Genomic DNA, 24,702 nt, shown 5'->3' with positions numbered 1-24,702 from the left:
ATCGATCAAGGGAAGGGCTCGCGAGGCAGGGAAATCGGTGGCCGGGTCGACGGCGGCGGCAAGCGCTTGGCGTACAGGTTCAAGGTTTGCGTGCGGCCGTCCAGGGTGAAACGGGCGGATTGCGGCGTGAGGTGGTCCAGGCGCCAGCCGTTGGGCAGCACCTGGCCCAGGCGTACCGTCAGCGGGCGGCCGTCGGCCTGCTTGAGCATCGCCATTTGCAGATTGCCGGTGATCAGGATGCCGCTCAGGGTCAGGTTGGCCAGGCTGCTGGCCTGGGTGTTGCCGACGGCGCGATCGGGGCTGCGATCCGCGCTGAACAACGGCGTTTGCCAGGTGCCGGCGAGGCTGTCCAACGTCACGCTGGGGGCGACTTGCACCCGCGCAGAGGAATGCCCGCGCACCGCCGGTTCGGGCAGCCACTGCGGCTCGTCGCCGATGCTGCTCAGGATGAACGCCATCAACAGGCCCAATGCCCCGACCAGGCCGAGCAAGCCCCATTCCAAGGGGCGCAAGACACCGATCATCGGGCCACCTGCGGTTGCAGGTAACCGCGCACCAGCACCTGCACCACCAACTGCCCCGCCCCACCGCTGGCCGGCGCCTGTTTGCCACGGCGGATGCGCAGCTCATCGACGAACAGAAACGGCGGCTGGTATTCCAGCTCATGCAGGATCGCGGTCAGCGGTTCGATGGCGCAATCGAGGGTCAGGCTGACCTGCACCTGTCGATACGGTTCGCCGTCGTCCTGCTCCGGGGTGATGGGTTTGCGCTGGGTCAGGCTGCAGCCGCCGCCGAGGTTGGCGTGGCGGCTGATCAGATCGGCGAGGCGTTGCATCAGGTCGGCGGCGACCCCATCCGGGTCATCCCCCGGCAGCAGGCTGGTTTGGCTGGCCGGGTCCTGGCGAGCCTGCTCCAGTTGCTCGCGCAGCGCATCGCCCTGGCGCAACACGCCGGCATAGCGTTGCTGCTGTTCGCGCAGTTGTTCGGCCTGTTCGCCCATGGCACGCAAGGGCCCGGCGAACCAGCTGTCGATCAACAGCCAGTACGCCGCGCCGAGCACCAAGGCCAGGATCAGCAACGCCGTGCCACGGCGTTCACGGGGTGTGAGGGGTCGGCGCATCGGCGGCCTCCGGGCGAAGGTGGGCACGCAAGGCAAACTGATCCTTGCCGCTGCGCGCATCGGGTTGAATCACGCCTTCGAACTGCGCATTGTCCAGGCGGTGACAGCCTTTGATCCGGGTGATCAGGGCGCTGGCCTTGGCGCTTTGGCCGGAGAAGGCAATCTCGCTGCCCTTGATGTCCAACTGGTCGAGCCAGGTGTCGGCGGGCAGGCATCGGGTGAGGTCGTCGAGCAGCGCCACCAGCGGCGGCTGGGCCACCTTGCGCCGGGTCAGGTATTGCACCGCGCCGCGGGTGGCGAGCAGTTGCTGACGCAGCGCATGCACCTCGGCGACCTGGGCCTTTTGCTGCTGGACGCTGTCGTACATGGTGTCGAGCACGCGCTGGCGATCGTTGAGCCACAGCAGCATCGCCGCGATCAACAACGCGCCGCACAGCCACGGCAAGCTGCGTTGCAACCCCTTGCCCGGCGGACGCGGACGCGGGCGCAAAGGCGCGGGCAGCAAGTCGATGCCCAGGTCGCCGACATCCACGCGATGCGGCTGCAGGCCGAGGGCGGCGCAGTCGCTGAGGATCTGATCGAGGCGCTCGCGCAGGATCGCCACCAGCGTCACCTGCAGTTGGGTCGGCGTGCGCCGTTCCTGGCGTGCGACGAAGTACAGCCGGTCGGCCTCGAACGGCGTGTAGCGATCCAGTTCATAGCCGACCACGGCGCTAAGGTTGCGCGCAGCGGCTACGGGCAAGTGGATGGTTTGCAGCAGCACGGCGTCGGCCGCGAGCACCAGCACATGCCGCGCATTGCCCGGCGCCGACGCGACCGGCTCGCTCAACGGCCAGTGCCAGCGCTGCTCGGGCGGCTCGTGCAACGCCAGCCACGCCGGCACACACGCGCGCAGCTCCGCGAGCCACAGGCGCCAACCTTGTTGCAGCAGGCTGCCACGCCAATAACGGGCGATGGGTTCCAGTCGATTCATTCTTGCCAACGCAACACCCGGTAGGGTTGTGCGCCGTCCTCCGTTGGGCTCAATAAAACCGTGACTTGCAGGCGTGCTTCATAGCCACCGGGGCGTTGTGCGCGGCTGTCGACCACCAGCACCTCGCCGGGGTCGGCGCCCTGTGCGCTCTGCTGCGGCAGGTTGAGGGCCTGGCGCATCAGCGCGCTGGCGAACGCCGGAGCGGGCCGATCCAGGTCGCTCCACAAGGTGAGCTCGGGCAGCAATTGGCGGTACAGCGCCTGGCTCATGCCGGGCAATTGGCGCACTTCTTCGAGCACGCGAAACGGTGCCAGCCCCTGCTTGCGCCGTGCGTCCAAGGCCTTGGCCACCTGCGTGGCCTGCGCCGGGCTGGCGCCGCAGGCCAGGGCCAGGCGCGTGAGGTCGTGCGCCTCGGCGTTGACCAGGTACAGCTTGCCGCGCTCGCTGCGCAGGCTGACGTGCAACTGCGCGTCATCGAAGGTCAGGAGCCTTTCACGGCCGTCGGCGATCCAGTGCCGATCGGCCATCGCCAGGGCGACGCCGGCTTGCGCTGCGAGCACCGTCTGGGTGTGCTGGCGATGCCACAGCGCCTGGCGACTTTCCAGCTGCACCCAACCGGCCAAGCCGCCCAGCAACACACTGAGCAAGGCCAACACCCACAGCACCAGCAGCAGCGCCGCCCCGCGTTGCCGCCTCATTCGCCCGACGCTCCGCTGGCCAGGTTCAAGCGCAAGGCAATCACCTGAGTGACCCACGGCACCGGCCCGTCGACATGCGCGGCGATCCGCACCGCAGCGGGCAAGCGTCGGGGCCACGGCCACTGGTCGATCCATCCGGTGGGTTGGCCCAGGGGCGATACGCCGCGATAACTGAACCGCAGCGCCGCAAGGTTCGTCAGCAGCACTTGCGGCGCATCGCGGGAAGCATCGGCCTGCCTTTCCAACCGCGAGAACCCCACCTGCAGATCCTCTGCGACCCGTTGCAGGGTGAAGCGCTGAATCCCGCCGCCGAGCACACCGGGCAGGGTCGCGACAAACTGCAGACGCTCGGGCTCCCCTAAGAAAAACCCGGCGCTCTGGCGGTCGTCTTCGCTGACATCCAGCGGCAACGCCTCACTGATCGCGGTGCGCAGGAACTGCTGGGCGGCGCGCATTTCGTCCAGGCTCACGGTGTACTGTTGGGCCTTGGCCACCGCGCGATTGGCGCCGAGCAACGCACCGCTGAGCAGCGCCAGCAGCACCGCGAGCAAGCTCAGCACCACGAGGATTTCCAGCAGGGTGAAGCCCTGCTCGCGGCGCCTCACTGGCGTACCTTCAGGGTGCTGAACCGGGCCTGGCGCGGCCCCTCGCTGACGATCAGGTCGAGACGATACAGATGGGCTTGCTGACGCACGCAGGTCAGTTGCCAGTGGATGCCGTCCAGCGCGCCCTGGCTGACACCTTCGACCAGGCGCCCCGCCGCTTCCTGGTCCAGCACACTCAGGGCGGCATGGGTCAGGCGGTCGCTGTGAGCCGCTTGCGCCAACGAGCGCGCGCTCTGGCCGAAGGCGACCAGCAGCACCGTGCTGCACACCGCCATCAACGTCAGGGCGGCGAGCATTTCCAGTAACGTGAAACCGGCCTGGCGCTTCATGGCAGCGCCTTGGACTGCACGCTGCCGGTCAGCCAGCCAATGTCGATGCGCCAACGCCGGCTGCCGTTGGCCAGCAGCAGATGGCCGCCGGTGGAACTGCCGTCGGGATAGAACTCTACGGCGGCGCCGACCTGTTCGGCGGTATGCACGGTGACCTGCAGCTGCGGCGGCCAGGCGTGCAGGGCGCGGCCCGGGGCCTGGAAGGTCAGGCGCTGCAGATCGAATTCGGTCCTGGCCACACGCGCGTCGACAATCGCCGCGGCCCGCGTGGCGCGCAGGGCGTCGACCATCTGCCCGACCACGCGGCGCTCGTTCGCCGCCTGCACGGCCTGGCGCACACCGAGCCCCAACAAGCCGACAGCGAGGCTGATCAACAGGATGACCACCAGCATCTCCGGCAAGGTAAAGCCGCGTTGGGGCATCGGCGGGTTATTCCCAGTTGCCCAGGTCGGCGCTGTAGCCGTCGCCGCCCGGTTGGCCGTCCTGGCCGTAGAAGATCAGGTCGAAGGCGCCGTGTTCGCCCGGGAAGCGATAGCCGAATGCATGGCCGAACGGGTCTTTCAGCTCCGACAGCTTGGCATACGGCCCGGCCCAACTGCTGGCGTTGCCGGGCTTGTCCACCAATTGCTGCAGGCTGTTGGGCGGTGAGCCGACATCCAGGGCGTAGCTGTCGATTTTCATGCTCAGGCTGGCCAGTTGCGCCTTGCCCGCGCCGTACTTGCCCTTGTCCACATTGCCACCGACCTGGCGCACCACGATGGTCGCGACAATGCCCAGCAGCACGATTACCGCGAGCATTTCCAGCAGGGTGAAACCGCTTTGACGGCGTTGAGTTCTCATCGATCGGGTTCCTTGAAGGTTCATATATGGCTGGTCAGGCTCATCAGCGGCAGCATGATCGCCAGCATGATCACGGCCACCAGCAGCGCCATGACCACGGTGAGGGACGGCACCAGCGCGGCGAGCAGGCGCTCGATGCCGCGCCTGGCTTCGATGTCGAAGATGTCGGCGACCTTGAGCAGCATGCTGTCCAGCTCACCGGCCTGTTCGCCGACGTCAATCATTTGCAAGGCCAGGTCGGGCAGCAGCGGTTGCGCACCAAACGCACTGGCCAGGGTGCCGCCGCCTTTCACCGACTCGGCGGCCTCGGCCACTTGGGCCTGCAACGCGCGGTTGGTGCAGACCTGTCGGGCGATGACCAACGCAGGCAGCAAGGCCACGCCGTTGCTCAGCAAGGTGCCCAGGGTGCGTGTCAGGCGCGCCGCTTCGACCCGCTGCAACAGCGGGCCGAGCACGCGCAGGCCGAGCAGGCGGCGGTCGTAGCGTTCGCGGCGCCGGGGGTCGCGCAGGCGTGCCGCCAGGGTGCCCAGCGCGACGCTCGACCCGGCCAACAGCAGCAGGCCGTAGGCGCCGAGGAATTGGCCGAGGGCCAGAATCACTTCGGTGATCAGCGGAATCGGCACGTCCAGGTCCTGGAAGATCGGCACGAACTGCGGCACCACATACGCCAGCAACAACGCCAGGGAGCCGAGCACGCCGACCACCAGGAACGCCGGATAGATCAGCGCATTGATCACCTCGCCGCGCAGCCGCTGGCTGCGTTCGAGGTAGTCGCTGAGTTGGCGCAGGGTGCTTTCCAGCGCGCCGCCGGCTTCACCGGCACGCACCATGCTCAGGTACAGCGGGGAAAAGGTGCTGCCCTCTTCTTCCAGCGCGGCGGATAACGGTTTACCCGCCTTGACGTGGTCACGGATACGCTCGATCAGTACACGCACTTGAGGCTGGCCGGGCTGCTTGAGCAGCAAGCCCAGGGAACGTTCCAGCGGTTGACCGGCGCCAAGCAACGTCGCCAACTGCTGGGTGAAACTCACCAACGCCGCGCCCGTCAACGGCCCGCGCCGCAAGGCATGGCGCAGGCCCTGGCGGCCGGCGGCGTCGATCTGCAACAGCAGCCAGCCGCGCTTGTGCAGGATCGCGATGGCGGCGCTCTGATCCTTGGCTTGCAGCGTGCCGCGCTGGGTCACGCCCTGGCTGTCAAGGGCACGGAAGGTGAACAGACTCACGCGCCATCTCCACGGGTGACGCGCAGCACTTCTTCCAGCGAGGTGACGCCCGCCACTGCCTGGCGCAGGCCTTCTTCATGCAAGGTGCGCAGGCCCGCACGTCGGGCGGCCTGCTCCAGCGTCGCGGCATCGGCGTGGCGCATCAGCAGGCCGCGCAGTTCGTCGTTCATCACCAGCAATTCAGTGATCGCGCTGCGGCCGTGGTAGCCGCCTTCGGCGCCGGGGCGGTAGAGCAAGATCGGGCGCTCATCGGTGAAACGTTGCAGGCCATGTTCCTCGATCAACTCCGGCGGCGCTTCGAAGGCCACGCGGGTCGCCGGGTCCAGGCGCCGCACCAGGCGCTGCGCGAGGATGCCGCTGACGGTCGAGGCGATCAGGTAACTTTCCACGCCCATGTCCAGCAGGCGCGTGATGCTCGCGGCGGCGCTGTTGGTGTGCAGGGTGGAGAGTACGAGATGGCCGGTGAGCGACGACTGGATCGCGATGCGGCAGGTTTCCAGGTCGCGGATCTCGCCGATCATGATCACGTCCGGGTCCTGGCGCACGATGGAGCGCAGCGCGCCAGCGAAGTCCAGGCCGATGGCCGGCTTGACCTGGATCTGGTTGATGCCTTCGAGCTGGTATTCCACCGGATCTTCGACGGTGATGATCTTGCGCTCGGCGCTGTTGAGCCGCGCCAGCGCGGTGTAGAGCGTAGTGGTCTTGCCGGAGCCGGTGGGCCCGGTGACCAGCAGGATGCCGTGGGGCCGTTCGAGCACGTCGAGGAAGGCGGCCAGGCGCTCGCCGTCGAAGCCCAGGCTGGGGAAGTCGAACTGCACGGTTTGCCGGTCGAGCAGGCGCATGACCACCGACTCGCCGAAGCTGGTCGGCACCGTGGACACCCGCAAGTCCAGCGCCTTGCCCTGGATACGCAGCATGATCCGCCCGTCCTGGGGCAAGCGCCGCTCGGCGATGTCCAGGCGCGCCATGATCTTCACCCGCGAGATCACCGGCGCCGACGAACTGGCCGGCGGCGCTTCGGCGTCGTGCAATACGCCGTCGATGCGGTAGCGCACCTTGAGTTGGTTTTCGAAGGGTTCGATATGGATGTCCGACGCACGCTGCTCCACCGCCCGCTGCAGGATCAGGTTGACCAGGCGGATCACCGGCGCTTCGGAAGCCATGTCCTTGAGGTGTTCGATATCTTCCAGCGCGCCGCCCTGCTCATCGAGGTTCTCGATCAGGGTACCCATGGCGGAACGGCCCTGGCCGTAATAGCGCTCGATCAGCGTCTCGACTTCAGTGCGCGGGCCGATGGCCAGCCACACCGGCACATCACAGGCGTAGGCCAGGGCCTGGAAGGGATAATGCTGCGCCGGGTTGGCCGCGAGCACGCGCAGCCCGCCGTGGGCCCAGCCCATGGGCACCACTTGGTAATGGCGCATGAAGCGCTCGGTGAGCGCGGGCAACGGGTCGAGTAACGGCGGCGCGGCATCGGCGAGTAACAGCGGCGCGCCGAGCAACTCGGCCCAGGCGCGCGCCAGTTCGACTTCGGACACCAGCCCCAGGCGCGTGAGCAGGCCGAGCAGGTCGCTGCCGTCCAGGGACAAGCGTCGGGCGCGCTCCAGGTCGACGGTTTTCAGCCCGGCGTGCTGCATCAGCCACGCGCACACGCGGTCGGTGTGCGGTATCTGCGTATGGCAGGCATCGATGGGCATTGACGACATAGTGGGGTGTCTAGTTGCGAGAAAGTATGGCTATTTGGAACTACTGGATATAAAAATAAAATGCCATTAGTTCGCCACGCCGCAGTCGGAGTTAACTGGGTTAATCGACTGGAAGTTCCAGCGCTAGTTCCTGAAGCGGGGAAACAAACTGAAAAGAATAGCCTGCAACCGCCTTTAAACAGCCGCGAAAGCCTTGATTTAAAGCCTCCAAGCCGACACCCAAGGATTCAGCTAATTGCAATTAGCCACTTCACCAATCAGAGCCTGGCGCCGAAGTTTTTCCTCGACGCGCATCAAGCTCAAACTTTCAAACAACCTTGTTATTGATCTTCATTGCCGCTGAACGCTGGGTTTGCCGCGCGGTAGCAAACACAGACGATCGGCCAGTCAGAAGTCGACCGTCGCCGACAACAGGTAAGTCCGCGGCGTCGACAAGGTCAGCCCCGGTTCGCTGTCGTCCGACGCACCCGCCGAGCTCCAGTAGCGTTTATCGGCGACGTTTTCCACATTCGCGCGCAGGGTGATGTGTTTGTCATCGACCTTGAACGCATACCGCGCGCCCACGTCGATGCGGTTCCAGGCGTCGATTTCCTTGGCGTTGGCCTGGTCCAGGTATTGCGAGCTGGAGTAGATGCCGCGCGTGGTCAGGGTCAGGCCTTCGAGGCGTGGCACGTCCCATTCCGCGCCGAGGTTGACGTTGTACTTGGGCGTGGCCGGGGCGCGGTTGCCGTCGAACGTGCCGTTGGTGGTGTGGGTCAATTCGCTGTCGATGTACATCACGCCGCCCAGCAGGCGCAGGCCCTTGAGCGGTTCGCCGAACAGGCTGAGTTCCACGCCGTCGTTCTGGCGCTTGCCGTTGGGGCCGAACACCCGCGAGGTGCCGTTGGTTTCATAGGCCGGTTGCTTGATGCGGAACACCGCGGCGGTCACGGCGAACGCACCAGCGTCGTATTTGGCGCCGACTTCCACCTGGCGGCTGATGAACGGCGGGAAGATTTCATCTTCGTTGACCGAGGTGGAAGGCGCGACCTTGCCCTGGCTCAGGCCTTCCAGGTAGTTGGCGTACAGCGACAGCGCGTCGGTGGCCTTGAACAGGATGCCGCCGGACGGCGAGATTTTTTCTTCGTCGTAGGCGGTGTCGCCTTTGACGTTGTTGGTCCAGTCATCCACCTTCACCCGCTGCCAGCGTGCGCCGAGGGTCAGCAGCAGGCGATCGTCGAAAAAGCCCAGGGTGTCGGACAACGCCACGCCGCTGAATTTATTCTCGGTGTATACCTGCGCATCCTGGCGGATGGCGGTGGACGGCGTCGGTGTTTGCACCGGGTTGTAAAGATTGCTCGGCGGCGCCGCATAGCGTGCGCCGCCGTTGGTGAAGTCCATGTAGAAGTAGCTGGCCGCCAGGTTGACCTCATGGCTCACCGGCCCAGTATGGAACCCGCTGCGCACGCCTGCCGTGGCGGTACGCACATTTTCATCGCGGCTGAAGTCGCGCGGCTGCACGCTGAAATCCCCTGCACTGTTGCTGACGGAAACGGCGTGACGCAGGAAGTCGTGGTTGCTTTTGCGCGCGCCGACACCGCCGTAGAGCATCAGGTTATCGCTGAGGTCGAACTCGGCATTGAGCGTGCCGAATGTGTCGTTGGTGCTGGCCTTGCTCCACGATTGCGCGTAGTTGCGGCGTACATCGCTGGCACTCGGCACCGGGGCCGCGGCGGCCACCTGCACGCGCTCCTGCGGGGCGTTGGTGTCGCGCTCGGTGTGGCCGATATCGCTGGAAAGGCGCAGGCGCTCACCGCGAAAGTCCAGGCCCAGCACGGCCATTTCACGGTCGACACGCTGATGGTCCCACTCGGTGTCGCCAGCCTGTTTCACGCCGTTGAAGCGCAGGCCGAACTTGTTGTCCTCGCCGAAGCGCCGGCCCACGTCCACCGCGCCGCCAGCCTGGCTATCGGAGGCCCAGGTGCCGGTGAACGAGTTGATGTCCTTGTCGGTGGCGCGCTTGGGCACCACGTTGATCCCGCCGCCCACACTGCCGCGCGGCGAGATGCCGTTGATCAATTGACTGGGGCCTTTGACGATGTCGACGCGGTCGGCCATTTCCATGTCGATGGTGTAGGTCGGCAACACGCCGTACAGGCCGTTGTAGGCCACATCACTGTTGAACAGGCTGAACCCGCGAATGGTGAACTGTTCATAGCGCCCACCGGCCGGGTTGGTGGCGCGCACCGACGGGTCGCTGGCGATCAAGTCGCCGAGGGTCCGCGCCTGCTGGTTCTTCACTGCCGCCTGGGTGTAGGTGGTCATGCTGAAGGGCGTGTCCATGAAGTCCCGCGAGCCCAGCAGGCCCTGCGAACCGCGTCGCGCCACTTGCCCACCGGCGTAGATATCGCCGTCGGCTTCGCTGCGGGTCCCGAGGATGGCGGTCGGCGCCAGTTGCAGGCTGCTGCCCTGCGGCACCGGCACCAGCATGTAGGCCTGCTCCCCCATCGGCTGCAGTTGCAGGCCGGAACCTTGCAGCAGGCGGGCAAAACCTTCTTCCACCGCGTACTCGCCGGATAAACCACTGCTACCGCGGCCACTGACCAGCGCCGGGTCCACCGCCAGGTTGACCCCCGACAACCCGGCGAAACGGGTCAACGCGGCACCCAGGCTACCGGCCGGCACTTGGTAGCTGCGGCGGATGGCGGTGTCTTCGGCATAGCTGATCGGGGTAAACAGTGGGCTGGCGCTGAGGCTCAGCATCAGGCTCAGTTTGAGCAAGGGGCGGACGGCGGGCATGGGCGGAAGCTCTCGATTTTGTTCACTTACCTGGAATGACAGGCGAGGTGAAAAAAAGGGACAGACTTCCGCGCTTTTTCTAGCAAATAACCACTAAGGCTCAATCAACCGACAGGTTGACTCGACGATCCCGGCGCCGCACAGAGCCGCCACGGTGGCCTCGGGATCGTCCGTTCTCAGTGCAGGAACTTCAACCAGCCAGCCAGTGCCAGCGCGGCAAAGCAGGTCCAGCCCGAGAACAGCCAGCGCCACACGCGCGCACGCGGCACGAACCCCACGCCCCGCACAAAGGCCACACTCATCGCCGCGAACAAGGCCATTGCCAGCCCATGATCAGCTTTGCCGTCCGGGGTGGCCATCAGGGGCGGATAGAGCGTACACACCAGCATGATCGCGATCGCGATAAGCAAGCTCAGCGGGTGAATGCGTGAGGGCGCCGGAGCCTCGGCGACACGCGGCATCATGGCCGCGGCTCCTCACGGTCGCTCAGGGCACGCCCCGCTTCGTTCTCGCCCCACATCGCATTCAATATGGCCAGCAACAAGGCGAAACCGACTCCCAGCATCCAGGCGAAATACCACATAGTCTTTGCTCCTCTGATGGCGTTAGTAGGCCGAATGTTCGTTGGCTTTGATCTGTGCCACGGTGACCTTGCCGCGCATGACACGATAGGCCCACGAGGTGTAGATCACGATCAGTGGCATGAAGATCAACGTGGCCCAGAACATGATCGCCAGGCTCAGATGACTGGCCACGCTGTCCCACACGGTCAGGCTTGCCGCCGGTACGGTCGACGACGGCATGACGAACGGGAACATCGACACACCAGCGGTGCTGATCACCCCGACCACTGCCAGCGACGAGGCGACAAACGCAGCCAGCGTACGGCGCATCAGCATCAACAATGCGGCACCGGCTGCGCCCGCCAGGCCCAGCGCAGGCAGCAGCCACAGCGCTGGATAATGACCATAGTTGGCCATCCAGGCGCCGGCTTCGCGTACCACGGTCTTGTTGAGAATGTCCGGCAGCCCGGCGATGTCCACCACCGAGGTAATGCGATAGCCGTCGATCGACTGCAACCACACCCCGGCAATGACGAATGTACACATCAGCACCAGCGCCGCGCCAACCCCGCCCTTGATGGCGCGAGCCTGGATCACGCCTTCAGTGCGGTGCGCCAGGTAGGTACCGCCTTGCAGGGTGATCATTGCACTGCTCACCACACCGGTCAGCAGGGCGAAGGGGTTCAGCAATTGCCAGAAACTCCCGGTGTATGTCGATACCAGCAAGTTACTGAAGTGGAACGGTACGCCTTGCAGCAGGTTGCCGAACGCGATGCCGAACACCAGCGGTGGTACGGCGCCGCCGATGAACAGGCCCCAGTCCCAGGTGCTGCGCCATTTGGCATTGTGAATCTTGCTGCGATAGTCAAACCCCACCGGGCGGAAGAACAGCGCCCACAGGACCAGAATCATCGCCCAATAGAACCCGCTGAACGCGGTGGCGTACACCACCGGCCACGCGGCGAACAACGCCCCGCCCGCGGTGATGAACCACACCTGGTTGCCGTCCCAGTGCGGCCCCACGGTGTTGATCGCGACGCGGCGTTCCACGTCCGAGCGGCCGACGAAGGGCAGCAAGGTGCCGACGCCCATGTCGTGGCCGTCCATGATGGCGAAGCCGATCAGCAGTACGCCGACCAGTGCCCACCAGATAAGTTTCAGGGTGACGTAATCAAACATGGTGGAGTTCCTTCATGTTGGCATCGTGGGCATAACGGCCGGTTCCGAGGCTACCCGGCCCCTGGCGGGCGAACTTGACCATCAGGAACATTTCAACCACCAGCAGCACGGTGTAGAAACCGACGAATCCTGCCAGCGAGCCATAGATGTTATTGACGCTAAGGGTGGAAACACTCATGTGAGTGGGCAGCACGCCGTAGATGGTCCAGGGTTGACGGCCATATTCAGCGACGAACCAGCCCAACTCACAGGCCAGCCAAGGCGCAGGCAGCATGCACAGGGCCCAACGCAGCAGCCAGCGGCGGCGTGTGCAGGCCGACTGCAAGGTGCTCCAGAAAGCCAGACCGAACAGCAGCAGCATGGCGAAGCCCATCGCGACCATGACCCGGAACGACCAGAACATCGGGGTCACGTGCGGTACGGTATCGTTCACCGCCTTGTCGATGATCTCCGGCGTGGCCTGGTTGACGTCTTCAACGTACTTTTTCAGCAGCAGGCCAAAGCCGAGGTCCGCTTTGTACTCTTCGAAGGTATCGAACGCCGCCTTATCGGTGCGATCGGCCCGCAGGGCTTCAAGCGCATTGACGGCGGTAATGCCACGCAGGATGCGCGCGCGGTTTTTCGCTTTGATGTCATGAATGCCTGGGATCTGCTTGCTGATCGAGCGTGTGCCGATCAGGCCCATCACCCAGGGCACATCGACTTCCCAGTTATTCTTGGACTCGGCTTCGTTGATGCTGGCCAGCAAGGTCAGGCCCGCCGGCGCGGGTTTGGTTTCCCACATGGCTTCCATGGCCGCCAGCTTGGTTTGCTGCGCCTCACCCACGGTGTAACCCGATTCATCCCCCAGCACGATCACGCTCAGCACCGACGCCAGGCCGAACGCCGCCGCCACCCGGAAGCTGCGTTTGGCAAACTCGACATCACGACGCTTGAGCAGGTACCAGCTGGAAATCGACAGCACGAACATCGAACCGGTGACATAACCGGCCGACACCGTGTGCACAAACTTGGCCTGGGCCACCGGGTTGAACACCACCGCCCAGAAATCGACCATCTCCATGCGCATGGTGATGTAGCTGAATTCCGAGCCAACCGGGTTCTGCATCCAGCCATTGGCGATCAGAATCCACAGCGCCGACAGGTTGGTACCGATGGCCATCAGCAGCGTGACCAGCAAGTGGTGCTCTTTCTTCAGGCGATCCCAGCCAAAGAAGAACAGACCGATCATGGTCGATTCGAGGAAGAACGCCATTAAGCCTTCGATGGCCAGCGGCGCACCGAAGATGTCGCCCACGTAGTGGGAGTAGTACGCCCAGTTGGTACCGAACTGGAATTCCATGGTGATACCGGTTGTCACACCCAGGGCGAAGTTAATGCCGAATAACTTGCCCCAGAAGCGCGTCATGTCCTTCCAGATGACATTCCCGGTCATCACATAGACGCTTTCCATGATGACGAGCAGCCAGACCATGCCAACCGTCAGCGGTACGAATAGAAAGTGGTAAAGCGCAGTAGCTGCGAACTGCAGCCGTGACAAATCCACCAGTTGTTCTGAGATCACTTGCTTGCCCCTTGAGTCGAGGTGGGTACACCGAAACGGTTGCCGACGATGTTCGGGTCGACACTGACGTGCGAATCCCGGATGAACAGCCACCACAGCACGCTCAGCAGCACGAGCTTGATCAGCACCGCGGTGAGTAGATGGCGTAGTAGGCGTTTGTCGGAAATAGTCATGTCTATGCAGTAAGCACAGGGCATGCCAAAGCCAGATCTTCTATTTTTATCGTTATAAAACAATTGGTTATTGGTTTTTTAGCGGTAGCCCTGGCGCACCGCTGCTGGTCAATGCGCTGCCAGTCTGGCAGCTTGGCAGTCACTGGCAGTCGTAGAGGGCTAGGCCAGGCCTTGTTCCTTCAGGCGCCGGTACAAGGTCCGGTCGCTGATCCCCAGGTGCTTGGCCAGTTCACTGCGGGTGCCTTTGAATGTGGCCAGGGCCTGCGCCAGTGTGCTGCCGTCGAACGGCGTCGAAGCCGCAGGCGCAGGCGCAGCCTGAGGTGGCGGCGCCACGGTGGCCTGGGGTAAATGGATGGCGCGGATGACCCCATCGTCAGCGAACAGGCTCGCCCTTTCCAGGACGTTGCGTAACTCACGCACATTGCCTGGCCATGAGTACTGCTGCAGGGCTGCCAGGGCTTCGGCATCGATGGTCAGTCGACGTTTGCCGGCACCACGCCGTTGCAGGAATGAATTCACCAGCAAGGCGATGTCTTCTACCCGGTTGCGCAAGGGCGGCAAATGAATGGGGAAGGCGCTGATGCGGTAGTACAGGTCCTGCCTGAACTCGCCTTTTTCCATCATTTTTTCCAGCGGCTTGTGGGTGGCGGCAATCAACCTGAAATTGGCGTGGAAGGTCTCGACACTGCCGACCCGGCGATAGGTGCCCGATTCGATCAGGCGCAACAGTTTGACCTGCATGGCCAACGGCACATCGCCAATCTCATCCAGGAACAATGTGCCGCCCTGGGCGGTTTCGACCAAGCCGGGCTTGCGGCTGATGGCGCCGGTGAAGGCGCCTTTTTCATGGCCGAACAGCTCGCTCTCAAAGAGTGTTTCGGTCAAGCCCGAGCAATCCACCACGACAAACGGCCCGCTGGCCCGTTCGCTGGTTTCATGGACGGCGCGCGCGAACAGCTCCTTGCCGGTACCCGACTCGCCCAGGAGCAGCACCGGCAGCATGGACGGCGCCACCCGCTGCAGTTCCGACAGGGCAAGGTTGAAGGCCGGTGAACAGCCGACCAGCCCTTCGTTGCTCGGCCGCGCCGAGGCGCTGCGCACCAGCGTCAGGCGCTCAACATAAGCGGTGATCGCCCCATTTTCGTCGAGGATCGGCCGTAATTCGACGTCGACATGCTCAGGCCCCCGAGGCGTGTGGTGGATGTGCAAGACACGATCCGGCCCGCGCTTTTCCTGGGCCTTCTTCATCGGGCAATTCTCACCCGCATGGTCACAAGGGACGTCGTAATGGTGTGAGATCTGATAACACTTATGGCCGATAAAGGGTTTGTCAGCGCTGCCGAACTGGCGCTGATAGGCCGTGTTGGCTGCCAGGATGTTGTAGTCCGGATCGAGCACGATCATCGGATTGGGTTCGTGTTCCAGAAACGAAACAAGCGACTGCACTTGATCCGGGTGTGGGACGGCGTTGGCTGGGGTAGGCAGAAAAGTCTTCATCATGGCTCCTGGAATCCATTTTTCCATCCTGTTGTGGCACTGCCACCTCTGTCAAGGCACTGCCAATGGCAGAAGAATCCCCCAGATACAGGCCTGAATACCCCTATACAGAAACACAAAGCCCAATAAAATCAATTGGATATTAGGCTATTTCGGCAAAACCATGGCCTGGCAAACTTATTGCTATGTCAGTCCTTAGTCTAAGCGGCTCGAAAAAAAGCCCCCCCTAAGGAGACAGTTCATGCGCGTCAAACTTCACGTCGAAGGCTTCTTCGACTCTGCTACCAACACCGTCAGCTATCTGGTACTGGACGAGACCACCCTCCACTGCGCGATCATCGACAGCGTATTGGATTACGACCCTAAATCCGGCCACACCGCCACCACGTCCGCCGACCGCCTGATCGCGCGGGTGAGCGAGCTGAATGCGCAGGTCGAGTGGATTCTCGAGACCCACGTCCACGCCGACCACCTGACCGCCGCGCCCTACCTGAAAGAAAAGCTCGGCGGGAAGATCGGCATCGGCAGCCAGATTTCGACGGTACAAAAGGTCTTCGGTACGCTGTTCAATGCCGGTAGCGATATGCCCCGCGATGGCAGTCAGTTCGATCACCTGTTCGTCAACGACGAGTCGTTCAGCATTGGCACGCTGCATTGCACCGCACTGCATACACCCGGCCATACGCCGGCGTGCATGACTTATGTCGTCAGCGATGGCAGCGAAACGGCGGCCTTCGTCGGCGACACGCTGTTTATGCCCGACTACGGCACCGCCCGCTGTGACTTCCCCGGCGGCAATGCGCGCACGCTGTTCCAGTCAATCAACAAAGTGTTGAGCCTGCCGGCGGATACATTGCTGTATATGTGCCACGACTACCAGCCGGGTGGCCGCGAGGTGCAATTTGTCAGCACCGTTGCCGAACAGCGCGAGCAGAACGTGCATGTGCGTAATGGCATCAGTGAGGAGGAGTTCGTGGCGATGCGTACCAAGCGAGATGCCTCGATGGACATGCCGACCCTGATCCTGCCCTCGGTCCAGGTCAACATGCGAGCCGGGCATTTGCCCGAGCCTGAATCGAACGGGATTCGCTACCTGAAAATTCCACTCAACGTCGCCTGACATTCCCCCACCCTAAAAAAATCATAAGAAAAATACCCATAACGGAGACACTTATGGATATCCGCCGCCTTGCGCCTGCTTTATCAGTATCAGAACAGATTTTCCCCAGCCAATTGGCCGAACTGAAAGCCGCCGGCTTTCGTGCCGTCATCTGCAACCGCCCTGATGGCGAAGGCAGTGACCAACCGTTGTTTGCCGAAATCAAACGCGCCGCCGACGCGGTCGGCATCGAAGCGCACTACCTTCCCGCCGAGTCGGGCAAAGTCACCGACGAGCAGGGAATTGCCTTCGGCGAGTTTCTGGAAACGCTGCCCAAGCCGGTGTTGGCTTATTGCCGGTCCGGGATGCGCTCGACAACGATGTGGGCGCTGTCGCAAGCAGGTCAGCACGACCTGCCGCACATCGTCGAAAGCGCCAAAAAAGCCGGCTTCGATATGAAAGGCGTGATCCGGCGGATCGCGAACCAGGGCCGCACGCCGGTCGAAGTGGCCGAAGCACAACATACCGTGGTCATCATCGGCGCCGGCGCGGCGGGTATCGCCACCGCCTCCAGCCTGCTGGCCCGCGCGCCGGGGCTCGACATTGCGATCGTCGACCCGGCCGATGTGCATTACTACCAGCCCGGCTGGACGCTGGTCGGCGGTGGTGTGTTCGATGCGCGCCAAACGGCGCACACCATGGGCACCACCCTGCCCCGCGGAGTGCATTGGATCAAGGCGGCGGTGGCGGCTTTCGAACCTGAGCGAAATGCGGTGATTCTGGATGGCTGCCGGGTCGTCAAATACGAGCAACTGATTGTGTGCCCCGGCCTGAAGCTCGATTGGCATGCCATCGAGGGGTTGTCGGAGACCCTGGGCCGCAATGGCGTGACCTCCAATTACCTGTATCACCTGGCGCCTTATACCTGGGAAAAGGTCCAGCAACTGCGGGGTGGCCGGGCGATTTTCACGCAGCCGCCGATGCCGATCAAATGCGCCGGGGCGCCGCAAAAAGCCATGTACTTATCGGCCGACCACTGGAAACGCAGCGGTGTGCTGGATGCCGTCGAGATCGAGTTCTACAGCGCCGGCGCGGTGCTGTTCGGGGTTCCCGACTATGTGCCCGCGCTGATGGAATACGTCACCGCTTACGGCATCGACCTGAATTTCGGCAACACCCTCACCCGCGTCGATGGCCCGGCGCGGACGGCCACGTTCAGCGGCGTGAACCCGGATGGCAGCCCCCGTGTGCTGACCCGTGAGTTTGATTTGCTGCATGTGGTGCCACCGCAGGTCGCGCCGGACTTCATTCGGGTCAGCCCGTTGGCTGACGCGGCCGGCTGGATCGATGTCGACCCCGCCACGCTGCGTCACAAAACCTTTGCCAATATCCATGCGCTGGGCGACGCGGCCAACACGAGCAACGCCAAGACCGCGGCCGCCGCGCGCAAGCAGGCGCCGGTGGTGGCGCATAACGTGCTGGCGGCCATGGGCAAGGCCAACGGCTGCGCGCAGTACGACGGTTACGGCTCCTGCCCGCTGACGGTGGAGCGCGGCAAGATCGTCCTGGCGGAGTTCACCTATGGCGGCAAGGTCGCCCCCAGCTTCCCGTCATGGCTGATCGACGGCACCCGCCCTTCCCGGCTGGCGTGGCTGCTCAAAGAGCGGATTCTTCCGCCGCTGTATTGGAAGGGTATGCTCAAGGGCCGCGAATGGCTGGCGAAACCCGAGTTGACCGACCAATGAAATCAGCGCTGAACGCAAGGAGACTGAGATGATCATCGTCTTACTGCTCGGGCTGACAGTCGGCGTGATTCTGGCCCTGACCGGCGCCGGCGGCGGCATACTCGCGGTGCCGCTGCTGGTGTTTGGGGCGGGCTTGAGCATGGCCGAGGCCGGGCCCATCGGGTTGTTGGCGGTGGGCCTGGCCGCGACGCTGGGCGCGGTAATGGGCCTGAAAAACGGCACCGTCCGCTACAAAGCGGCGCTATTGATCGCCACCGCCGGGATCATCTGCTCGCCCCTGGGCTTGTGGTTGGCGCAGCGCACGCCGAATCGTCCGTTGACGATCCTGTTTGCCTGCGTGCTGATGTACGTGGCGTTCCGGGTATTCAAACGGTCGTTGCCGCCGTCCCCGGCGTCGAAGGCCGCCGTCGCGACCAAACCGCCGCCCTGCGTATTGGACGCCCAACGCGGCAAGCTGAACTGGACGGCGCCGTGCGCCTGGGCGCTCACGGTGTCGGGCGTGATCGCGGGCGGGCTTTCGGGGTTGCTCGGCGTGGGTGGCGGCTTTGTGATGGTGCCGGCGCTGCAGCGCTACACCAATTTGACCGCGCAGTCGGTGCTGGCGACGTCTCTGGCGGTGATTGCGCTGGTGTCGATGGCCGGCGTGGCCGCCAGCTCGGCGGCCGGGCATTTGCAGTGGGCCGTGGCCCTGCCGTTCTCCGTGGGCGCCTTGTTTGGAATGGCCGGCGGGCGCCTGATCGCGGCGCGGCTGGCAGGCCCGCACTTGCAACGCGGATTTGCCGCCGTGTCGATGCTGGTGGCGGTGGCCCTGCTGGTCAAAGCGCTTGGATCGTGAGCGCGGATTCCCGACTTTCCAGGCGTGCGTGAAACACGCCTGTCAGGGTTCAACGTCACGCTTCGGTCGTGCCTGGCAGGCGTGGGCATTCGCGGGCCATCGTGGCAACCGTTGATCACCCGGGCCGCCAAGATACAAGTACCCGCGCGGCACGTTATTAGATAAAGGCTAAATAATATCCAACTTACCGACTGAATCGAATCACTGGCTTAATCCGAGAAAATACTATAAGTGCGCGCGCAACATTATAAATCGCATGAATATGCGCCCCAAAGGAATTGAACTTTACCGCCTCACCCGTTAGCCATTAGTCGAATACTGCCTTTCGCGGACAGCGTTTTATAGTGTGTAATAGAAAAACCATCCACTATTAAAATTGATTCCCGGTACTTTGAATGTCGCCCATCCCCTCTTCACCGAATACCCTTCCGATAAATGAGGAGCTGTTGCAATTACTCCAAGCGACGGCTAACGCCCAAACCGCCTGGATGACAACTGTCAATCATTTGGAAGCGGCCTGTGATGAGGTATGGCTGGCTCGCATGTGGGAAGTCGAACACCTTGAAAATCAATACAGGGCCTGCCAGGACCAGCTGTTTTCCTATCTGAAAAAAGCGATCAAGATTTAGACTTATCAGTACGGCCCTGCACTCTTTTCGGTCGTTCGCGCGCCGAAAACAGCGCCCGCCAGAACTCGGGCCAGCTGAATATTCGACTAAAGTACAAAGCCGCACTACGCGTGTCGAAAAAGCCACCTTAGTTGAATAGCCGACAACTCCGCCAACGCCCGACAGACGTGGAGCTGTATCCTTTCAGTCGCACCGCCAATCAATCTCCCTCGCATCCTGATATTTTTCATACATGGCCCGATTTGCCATCTGGATCAGCCTGACCGTCACACTAGTGCTAAAGCATTGGGAGGGATGGTCGACATTCAGGTGATAGAGGATCAATCAACCTGAGTTACTCACTGGAGTCCATATGTTCGGCTGGATCAGCAATATCCGAGTCAGTGCTAAATTAAGTTTGGGATTCGGCCTGGTACTGGGGCTTGCGTTGTTGCTGGCCGCGACCGGCTGGTACGCAGTGGTGACATTGACCGACCGCGGGCTCAAGGTTGAGGAAATTGCTCAGGTCAGCGATTACACCAAAGACTTGCGAATCATTCGCCTACGCATCGGTACGAGCACCCAACCGGATGCCTATCAACCGCTGCAGCAAACCCTGGATCGCCTCGCAGCCCACTTGGACAGTATCGGGGATACGTTCGTCGACCCACAGGATCAAAACCTGATTCAACAGCAGGAAAATGCAGTCAAAGGGTACGGGCAACTGCTGCATGAATTGGCCACCCCCAACATTGACCAGGCGCCCTTGTTTAAACGGATGGGCCAGTTGGGCGACGTGTTGCTCGACACCACACAAAAGCTGATTGAATCGCAAAACACCAAACGCGATACCGATGCCGCGTCCGCCAAGGCCTCGCTGAGCCTCGTCGCGACCCTGGCGCTGCTGCTGGGCGCGCTCGCCGCATGGGTGATCACACGGCAAATCGTCAATCCACTGCAACACACACTCCAGGCGGTGAACCGCATTGCCCGGGGCGATTTGACCGAGCATGTGACGGTGACCCGGCGCGATGAGCTGGGCCAACTGCAGTCGGGCCTTCAGCAGATGATGCTCAACCTTCATGAGCTGATCGATGGCATTCGATCCGGCGTCATTCAGGTTGCCAGCGCGGCCGAACAACTGTCGGCGGTGACCGAGCAAACGAATTCGGGGATCAGCACCCAGAAAGCCGAAACGGATCATGTCGCCACCGCAATGAACGAGATGACTGCCACCGTCCACAACGTCGCACGCAACGCCGAGGAAGCTTCCGTCGCCGCGTCGGCCGCCGATCAGCAAGCCAGCGAGGGCGAGCAGATCGTGGGTGAAGCCATCGAGCAGATCCAGCGCCTGGCGACAGAACTCAACCAGTCGGCAGACGCTGTGCGCTACCTCCAGGAACAGAGCGATAAAATCGGCGGTGTCCTGGATGTGATCAAAGCCGTCGCCCAGCAAACCAACCTGCTGGCGCTGAACGCCGCGATTGAAGCCGCCCGCGCCGGAGAGGCCGGCCGTGGTTTTGCGGTGGTGGCCGACGAAGTGCGCAACCTCGCCCTGCGCACCCAAAGCTCCACCGAAGAAATCGAGAGCCTGGTCGCCGGTGTGCAAAGCGGCACCCAAGCCGTGGCCTCGGGCATGGAAAGCAGCCTGCTGCTGAGCGAAAGCAGCGTGGAATGCACTCACCGTGCCGTCAGCGCGCTGGAGAACATCACCAGCAAGGTCTCGATCATTCAGGCCATGAATCAGCAGATTGCGACGGCGGCGGAAGAGCAAAGCGCCGTCACCGAGGAGATCAATCGCAGCGTGATCAACGTTCGCGACATCTCCGACCAGACGGCCAACACCTGCGAGGAAACCGCCGCGTCGAGTAACGAGCTGGCGCGGCTGGGACATGAGCTGGAACGGCTGGTGGAGCGTTTCAAGGTCTAGGTGCGGCGGCCTGGGCTTTGCCAGAGGCCATCACTCCCCTTTCTGATCGTCTGTCAGGAGCGGGCAAGGCCCAGACTTTGCCCCCTCAGCCCCTCCCCCAAAAAGCAAAGGGCGAAACAAGGCTAGACCACCTAATGCACAACGGCCAGGCCCTAGCGCCTGGCGCGATTGGCGCGACCCGCCATTCAACTTTCATAAAAGCTTAACGAAAGTGCTGCAGAGTTCGGGAGCCCGTTATCACAATGAGTTCCTTCGATGAAAAATTTGATGAAGTCTGCTGCACTCGCCGTTGCGGTTTCTCTTTGTGCAAGTTCCATGGCTTTTGCTGAGGAAAGCGTTCGTCTGAGCGGCTCAGGCGCTAGTTTCCCGGCACCGATCTACCTGACCTGGTTCAAGGATTTCAGTAAGAAAACCGCAGGTGTCACTGTGGATTATCAATCCAAGGGCAGTGGCGCCGGTGTGCAGGACTTCCTGAACAAAACCGTCGATTTCGCCGCCAGTGACTCGGCAATGAAAGACGAAGATATCGCCAAGGTTGCCGAAGGCGTGCAGTTGCTGCCGATGACGGCAGGTGAAATCGTGTTGGCTTTTAACCTGCCGGGCAATCCTAAAGAACTTAAATTGCCACGCGACGTTTACTCCAACATCTTCTTGGGCAAGATCACCAAGTGGAACGACCCGAAAATCGTTGCTGCCAACCCGGGCCTGAAACTGCCTGATATGCCGATCACCGTTGTCGTGCGTGCAGACTCCAGTGGTACCACTGCGGTATTCACAAAGCATCTGGCGACGATCAACCCACAGTTCCAGAAAGATTTGGGTGAAGGCAACACTGTCAACTGGCCTGCCAGCGACAAATTCATCAAATCGCCGAAGAACGATGGTGTGACAGCGACCGTGCGCCAGACTCCGGGCGCTATCGGCTATATCGAATACGGTTTCGCCAAGCTGGCCAAGGTTGACTTTGCCCAACTGCAGAACAAGGCCGGCAAGTACGTTGTCCCTAACGCAGAAAGCGGTGCCGAGGCCCTCGCGGCTGTGAAAATGCCGGAAAGCCTGGTGGCCTGGCTGCCGGATCCGGACGGCGCCAAGTCCTACCCGATCACGTCCTACACCTGGATGATCTTCCGCAAGCACAACGAGAACCCGGCCAAGGCCAAGGCGATGCGCGAAATGGTCGAATACAGCCTGACCGAAGGGCAGAAAATCGCCGACTCGATGGGTTACATCCCGCTGCCGAAATCGGTTGTGGATGAGGTTCGCAAAGCGTCCGCCAACATCCAGTAACGCACGTGAGGCCTCTCTCGGTATGCGCGTTCAGCCATACCGGGAGCGTTTCCCCCTTGTTCCGGAGTTAGCCTATGAGCACACCTTTTGTCGTACCGGTTAACCAGGATTCTGCCTGCCAACCACCCTCTGCAAAGGATTTCCTGGTTGATCGCACCTTCCGTGCGCTCGCACGAATAGGGGTGATTCTGATTCTGGCGTTGGTCTTCGCCTTGGTATTCGAGGTGGGACGCAAGGCCCTTCCAGGCATGGAAAAGCACGGTTTTGATGTACTTCTCGGCAGCGTCTGGGACGTTAACCAAGGCAAGTACGGCATTTTGCCGGCCATTTGGGGCACGCTCTACAGCGCCCTGATCGCACTGCTGATCGCAGGCTTTTTCGGCGTCAGCATGGCGATTTTCCTGACCCAGGATTTCCTGCCGGCGAAGCTGGCAGCCGTGTTTCGAACCATCGTCGAATTACTCGCGGCCATCCCCAGCGTCGTTTATGGCCTGTGGGGGATTTACGTGGTGATCCCGACGATTCGCCCGCTTACGGCGTGGCTGAACAGCGAACTGGGCTGGATACCTTTTTTTGGCACGACCTTGAGCGGGCCGGGGCTGCTTCCTGCGGCGTTGGTACTGGCCATCATGATTCTGCCGACCATTGCGGCCGTGTCGCAGGACGCCCTCACCGGTGTCCCGATGAAAACCAAGCAAGCCGCCTACGGCATGGGGACGACCCATTGGGAAGCGATTCTGAAGGTGATGGTGCCATCCGCTGCCACCGGTATTTTCGGCTCCCTGGTCCTCGGCCTGGGTCGCGCGCTGGGGGAAACCATGGCGCTGGCCATGCTGGTGGGCAACGCGAACAACATCTCGCTTTCTCTGTTTGCCCCGGCCAATACGCTAGCGGCCTTGTTGGCGCTGAACTTCCCCGAAGCCGGGCCGAACGAAATCGAAGTATTGATGTACGCCGCACTGGTACTGATGTTTATCACGCTCCTGGTGAACATCATCGGTTCCATGATCATGGTCTATGCCCAACGTGGTACTAAATGATGACTGACATCACTTCCTCTACAGCCGCTTTACCAAGCCTGCAGCGCAAGTTTGAAGGCCGCGCCCTGCGCAGCCTGGTGTTGACCACACTGGTCTGGGGTGGTGCTCTACTGGCCAGCGTGCCGCTGATTTCCGTGCTCTACATGCTGATCACGCGCGGAGGGGCACGCCTGAGCCTGGAGGTATTCACCGAACTGCCGCCAACCGGTTTCGAGACCGGCGGTGGCTTCGGCAACGCGATGGCAGGCACCTTCGTCATGGTCGGTATCGCGGCGGCAATCGCAGTGCCGGTCGGCATCATGGCGGCCATTTTTCTGGCTGAACTGGGGCCAGACAGCAAGCTGGCAAACGCCGCGCGCTTTGCCGCCAAGATGCTTACGGGCCTGCCATCCATTCTGGCCGGGGTGTTTGCCTACGCGCTGGTGGTGATGACCACCGGTACCTATTCAGCACCGGCGGGTGGCGTGGCACTGGCGGTACTGATGTTGCCCATCGTCGTGCTGACGGCTGAAGAGTCGATGAGGATGGTGCCTAAAATCATGAAGGATGCGGCCTACGGCATGGGCTGTACCCGCTCGCAGGTCATCTGGAAAATCGTATTGCCTACCGGCATGCCGGCAATCCTGACGGGCGTCATGCTCGCCGTGGCCCGCGCCGCGGGCGAAACCGCGCCGTTGTTGTTTACCGCGCTGTTCAGCAACTACTGGATTTTTCACGACGGCAGCCTGGCAGTCATGAATCCGACGGCATCGCTTGCCGTGCTGATTTACAACTTCTCCGGTATGCCCTTCGACAACCAACTCGAGCTCGCATGGGCAGCCTCGCTGGTGCTGGTGATGATCGTATTGGTCGTGAATATTGTCAGCCGCATTTTCGGCAAGCCCAAGTATTGAGAACGGGAGCATCTGAA

General features: G+C 62.4%; 26 protein-coding genes. 9 read left to right on the top strand and 17 right to left on the bottom strand.

The annotated features are described in order from the left end of the window. Positions 1–5: 5 nt before the first annotated feature. From INT12_RS21155 to gspE, 10 genes are read right to left on the bottom strand one after another with little or no spacing between them, the layout of a single operon-like run. Positions 6–524 carry a general secretion pathway protein GspN gene (locus tag INT12_RS21155; protein WP_046382760.1) on the bottom strand — a complete coding sequence of 173 codons (519 nt, stop codon included), beginning with the start codon at positions 522–524 and terminating at the stop codon, positions 6–8. Next, positions 521–1,120, bottom strand: a complete 600-nt coding sequence (gspM, locus tag INT12_RS21150; protein ID WP_193039992.1) for a type II secretion system protein GspM — start codon at positions 1,118–1,120, stop codon at positions 521–523. Before gspM ends, INT12_RS21155 begins: the two co-directional genes overlap by 4 nt. Further along, entirely contained in the window at positions 1,095–2,093 is a 999-nt protein-coding gene (locus INT12_RS21145; protein WP_017847565.1) for a type II secretion system protein GspL, read from the bottom strand. The genes gspM and INT12_RS21145 overlap by 26 nt, the downstream gene beginning before the upstream one ends. Beyond that, positions 2,090–2,791: a hypothetical protein gene (locus INT12_RS21140; protein ID WP_046486560.1), complete on the bottom strand. Its 702-nt coding sequence runs from the start codon at positions 2,789–2,791 to the stop codon at positions 2,090–2,092. Before INT12_RS21140 ends, INT12_RS21145 begins: the two co-directional genes overlap by 4 nt. After that, on the bottom strand, positions 2,788–3,396 hold the full coding sequence (locus tag INT12_RS21135) for a prepilin-type N-terminal cleavage/methylation domain-containing protein (protein WP_193039993.1): 609 nt from the start codon (positions 3,394–3,396) through the stop codon (positions 2,788–2,790). The genes INT12_RS21140 and INT12_RS21135 overlap by 4 nt, the downstream gene beginning before the upstream one ends. Beyond that, positions 3,393–3,725: a type II secretion system protein gene (locus tag INT12_RS21130; protein ID WP_017847568.1), complete on the bottom strand. Its 333-nt coding sequence runs from the start codon at positions 3,723–3,725 to the stop codon at positions 3,393–3,395. The genes INT12_RS21135 and INT12_RS21130 overlap by 4 nt, the downstream gene beginning before the upstream one ends. Then, complete coding sequence (locus INT12_RS21125; RefSeq protein ID WP_193039994.1) at positions 3,722–4,147, bottom strand: type II secretion system protein; 426 nt, start codon at positions 4,145–4,147, stop codon at positions 3,722–3,724. The genes INT12_RS21130 and INT12_RS21125 overlap by 4 nt, the downstream gene beginning before the upstream one ends. 7 nt (positions 4,148–4,154) lie before the next feature. Further along, positions 4,155–4,565: a type II secretion system major pseudopilin GspG gene (gene gspG, locus INT12_RS21120; RefSeq protein ID WP_156422917.1), complete on the bottom strand. Its 411-nt coding sequence runs from the start codon at positions 4,563–4,565 to the stop codon at positions 4,155–4,157. A 20-nt stretch (positions 4,566–4,585) separates the two neighbouring features. Next, positions 4,586–5,788, bottom strand: coding sequence for a type II secretion system inner membrane protein GspF (gene gspF / locus INT12_RS21115; RefSeq protein WP_108526249.1), 1,203 nt, complete (start codon positions 5,786–5,788; stop codon positions 4,586–4,588). Beyond that, positions 5,785–7,494 (bottom strand): type II secretion system ATPase GspE, encoded by a 1,710-nt coding sequence (gspE, locus tag INT12_RS21110; protein ID WP_193058994.1) that lies wholly within the window; start codon positions 7,492–7,494, stop codon positions 5,785–5,787. The genes gspF and gspE overlap by 4 nt, the downstream gene beginning before the upstream one ends. A 60-nt stretch (positions 7,495–7,554) precedes the next feature. Between gspE and INT12_RS21105 the strand changes: the two genes are divergently transcribed. Beyond that, entirely contained in the window at positions 7,555–7,821 is a 267-nt protein-coding gene (locus INT12_RS21105; RefSeq protein ID WP_193058993.1) for a hypothetical protein, read from the top strand. Between the two features lie 60 nt (positions 7,822–7,881). Here the strand turns inward: INT12_RS21105 and INT12_RS21100 are convergent, their stop codons facing one another. From INT12_RS21100 to INT12_RS21070, 7 genes are all read right to left on the bottom strand, one after another. After that, complete coding sequence (locus INT12_RS21100; RefSeq protein ID WP_193039996.1) at positions 7,882–10,272, bottom strand: TonB-dependent receptor; 2,391 nt, start codon at positions 10,270–10,272, stop codon at positions 7,882–7,884. A gap of 176 nt (positions 10,273–10,448) precedes the next feature. Continuing rightward, positions 10,449–10,736, bottom strand: coding sequence for a cyd operon YbgE family protein (locus INT12_RS21095; RefSeq protein WP_017847574.1), 288 nt, complete (start codon positions 10,734–10,736; stop codon positions 10,449–10,451). Next, positions 10,733–10,855: a cytochrome bd-I oxidase subunit CydX gene (gene cydX / locus INT12_RS21090; RefSeq protein WP_017847575.1), complete on the bottom strand. Its 123-nt coding sequence runs from the start codon at positions 10,853–10,855 to the stop codon at positions 10,733–10,735. Before cydX ends, INT12_RS21095 begins: the two co-directional genes overlap by 4 nt. Positions 10,856–10,877: 22 nt before the next feature. Then, on the bottom strand, positions 10,878–12,014 hold the full coding sequence (cydB, locus tag INT12_RS21085) for a cytochrome d ubiquinol oxidase subunit II (RefSeq protein ID WP_017847576.1): 1,137 nt from the start codon (positions 12,012–12,014) through the stop codon (positions 10,878–10,880). Next, complete coding sequence (locus tag INT12_RS21080; protein WP_102618328.1) at positions 12,007–13,578, bottom strand: cytochrome ubiquinol oxidase subunit I; 1,572 nt, start codon at positions 13,576–13,578, stop codon at positions 12,007–12,009. Before INT12_RS21080 ends, cydB begins: the two co-directional genes overlap by 8 nt. Next, positions 13,575–13,751: a cytochrome oxidase putative small subunit CydP gene (gene cydP / locus INT12_RS21075; RefSeq protein WP_017847578.1), complete on the bottom strand. Its 177-nt coding sequence runs from the start codon at positions 13,749–13,751 to the stop codon at positions 13,575–13,577. The genes INT12_RS21080 and cydP overlap by 4 nt, the downstream gene beginning before the upstream one ends. Before the next feature lie 159 nt (positions 13,752–13,910). Continuing rightward, positions 13,911–15,248 carry a sigma-54 interaction domain-containing protein gene (locus INT12_RS21070; RefSeq protein WP_193039997.1) on the bottom strand — a complete coding sequence of 446 codons (1,338 nt, stop codon included), beginning with the start codon at positions 15,246–15,248 and terminating at the stop codon, positions 13,911–13,913. A 241-nt stretch (positions 15,249–15,489) separates the two neighbouring features. Between INT12_RS21070 and INT12_RS21065 the strand changes: the two genes are divergently transcribed. The 8 genes from INT12_RS21065 to pstA all read left to right on the top strand — a co-directional run bounded on the left by INT12_RS21065 (position 15,490) and on the right by pstA (position 24,685). Beyond that, entirely contained in the window at positions 15,490–16,368 is an 879-nt protein-coding gene (locus INT12_RS21065) for an MBL fold metallo-hydrolase (protein ID WP_017847580.1), read from the top strand. A 53-nt stretch (positions 16,369–16,421) separates the two neighbouring features. After that, positions 16,422–18,092, top strand: a complete 1,671-nt coding sequence (locus tag INT12_RS21060) for a bifunctional protein tyrosine phosphatase family protein/NAD(P)/FAD-dependent oxidoreductase (RefSeq protein ID WP_193058992.1) — start codon at positions 16,422–16,424, stop codon at positions 18,090–18,092. A 28-nt stretch (positions 18,093–18,120) separates the two neighbouring features. Then, positions 18,121–18,927, top strand: coding sequence for a sulfite exporter TauE/SafE family protein (locus tag INT12_RS21055; protein WP_017847582.1), 807 nt, complete (start codon positions 18,121–18,123; stop codon positions 18,925–18,927). Positions 18,928–19,373: 446 nt separating this feature from the next. Continuing rightward, entirely contained in the window at positions 19,374–19,556 is a 183-nt protein-coding gene (locus tag INT12_RS21050) for a hypothetical protein (protein ID WP_017847583.1), read from the top strand. A gap of 352 nt (positions 19,557–19,908) precedes the next feature. Next, on the top strand, positions 19,909–21,465 hold the full coding sequence (locus INT12_RS21045; RefSeq protein ID WP_017847584.1) for a methyl-accepting chemotaxis protein: 1,557 nt from the start codon (positions 19,909–19,911) through the stop codon (positions 21,463–21,465). A gap of 255 nt (positions 21,466–21,720) precedes the next feature. Continuing rightward, on the top strand, positions 21,721–22,752 hold the full coding sequence (pstS, locus tag INT12_RS21040) for a phosphate ABC transporter substrate-binding protein PstS (RefSeq protein WP_026140103.1): 1,032 nt from the start codon (positions 21,721–21,723) through the stop codon (positions 22,750–22,752). A gap of 74 nt (positions 22,753–22,826) precedes the next feature. Beyond that, positions 22,827–23,792, top strand: a complete 966-nt coding sequence (gene pstC, locus INT12_RS21035) for a phosphate ABC transporter permease subunit PstC (protein ID WP_026140104.1) — start codon at positions 22,827–22,829, stop codon at positions 23,790–23,792. After that, entirely contained in the window at positions 23,792–24,685 is an 894-nt protein-coding gene (gene pstA, locus INT12_RS21030) for a phosphate ABC transporter permease PstA (RefSeq protein ID WP_026140105.1), read from the top strand. Before pstC ends, pstA begins: the two co-directional genes overlap by 1 nt. Positions 24,686–24,702 lie beyond the last annotated feature (17 nt).

This window comes from Pseudomonas sp. K8, assembly GCF_014889455.1.
In the GTDB taxonomy this organism is placed as follows: Bacteria; Pseudomonadota; Gammaproteobacteria; order Pseudomonadales; family Pseudomonadaceae; genus Aquipseudomonas; species Aquipseudomonas veronii.
Note: the sequence above shows the minus strand (reverse complement) of the source record. Positions and strands in the feature narration are given on the sequence as shown.

Excerpts from the sequence above, each read along its gene's own strand:
- INT12_RS21155 (WP_046382760.1), bottom strand. The coding sequence starts at position 524 with ATGATCGGTGTCTTGCGCCCCTTGGAATGGGGCTTGCTCGGCCTGGTC.
- gspM (WP_193039992.1), bottom strand. The coding sequence starts at position 1,120 with ATGCGCCGACCCCTCACACCCCGTGAACGCCGTGGCACGGCGTTGCTG.
- INT12_RS21145 (WP_017847565.1), bottom strand. The coding sequence starts at position 2,093 with ATGAATCGACTGGAACCCATCGCCCGTTATTGGCGTGGCAGCCTGCTG.
- INT12_RS21140 (WP_046486560.1), bottom strand. The coding sequence starts at position 2,791 with ATGAGGCGGCAACGCGGGGCGGCGCTGCTGCTGGTGCTGTGGGTGTTG.
- INT12_RS21130 (WP_017847568.1), bottom strand. The coding sequence starts at position 3,725 with ATGAAGCGCCAGGCCGGTTTCACGTTACTGGAAATGCTCGCCGCCCTG.
- INT12_RS21125 (WP_193039994.1), bottom strand. The coding sequence starts at position 4,147 with ATGCCCCAACGCGGCTTTACCTTGCCGGAGATGCTGGTGGTCATCCTG.
- gspG (WP_156422917.1), bottom strand. The coding sequence starts at position 4,565 with ATGAGAACTCAACGCCGTCAAAGCGGTTTCACCCTGCTGGAAATGCTC.
- gspE (WP_193058994.1), bottom strand. The coding sequence starts at position 7,494 with ATGTCGTCAATGCCCATCGATGCCTGCCATACGCAGATACCGCACACC.
- INT12_RS21105 (WP_193058993.1), top strand. The coding sequence starts at position 7,555 with ATGCCATTAGTTCGCCACGCCGCAGTCGGAGTTAACTGGGTTAATCGA.
- INT12_RS21100 (WP_193039996.1), bottom strand. The coding sequence starts at position 10,272 with ATGCCCGCCGTCCGCCCCTTGCTCAAACTGAGCCTGATGCTGAGCCTC.
- INT12_RS21095 (WP_017847574.1), bottom strand. The coding sequence starts at position 10,736 with ATGATGCCGCGTGTCGCCGAGGCTCCGGCGCCCTCACGCATTCACCCG.
- cydX (WP_017847575.1), bottom strand. The coding sequence starts at position 10,855 with ATGTGGTATTTCGCCTGGATGCTGGGAGTCGGTTTCGCCTTGTTGCTG.
- cydB (WP_017847576.1), bottom strand. The coding sequence starts at position 12,014 with ATGTTTGATTACGTCACCCTGAAACTTATCTGGTGGGCACTGGTCGGC.
- cydP (WP_017847578.1), bottom strand. The coding sequence starts at position 13,751 with ATGACTATTTCCGACAAACGCCTACTACGCCATCTACTCACCGCGGTG.
- INT12_RS21070 (WP_193039997.1), bottom strand. The coding sequence starts at position 15,248 with ATGAAGACTTTTCTGCCTACCCCAGCCAACGCCGTCCCACACCCGGAT.
- INT12_RS21065 (WP_017847580.1), top strand. The coding sequence starts at position 15,490 with ATGCGCGTCAAACTTCACGTCGAAGGCTTCTTCGACTCTGCTACCAAC.
- INT12_RS21060 (WP_193058992.1), top strand. The coding sequence starts at position 16,422 with ATGGATATCCGCCGCCTTGCGCCTGCTTTATCAGTATCAGAACAGATT.
- INT12_RS21055 (WP_017847582.1), top strand. The coding sequence starts at position 18,121 with ATGATCATCGTCTTACTGCTCGGGCTGACAGTCGGCGTGATTCTGGCC.
- INT12_RS21045 (WP_017847584.1), top strand. The coding sequence starts at position 19,909 with ATGTTCGGCTGGATCAGCAATATCCGAGTCAGTGCTAAATTAAGTTTG.
- pstS (WP_026140103.1), top strand. The coding sequence starts at position 21,721 with ATGAAAAATTTGATGAAGTCTGCTGCACTCGCCGTTGCGGTTTCTCTT.
- pstC (WP_026140104.1), top strand. The coding sequence starts at position 22,827 with ATGAGCACACCTTTTGTCGTACCGGTTAACCAGGATTCTGCCTGCCAA.
- pstA (WP_026140105.1), top strand. The coding sequence starts at position 23,792 with ATGACTGACATCACTTCCTCTACAGCCGCTTTACCAAGCCTGCAGCGC.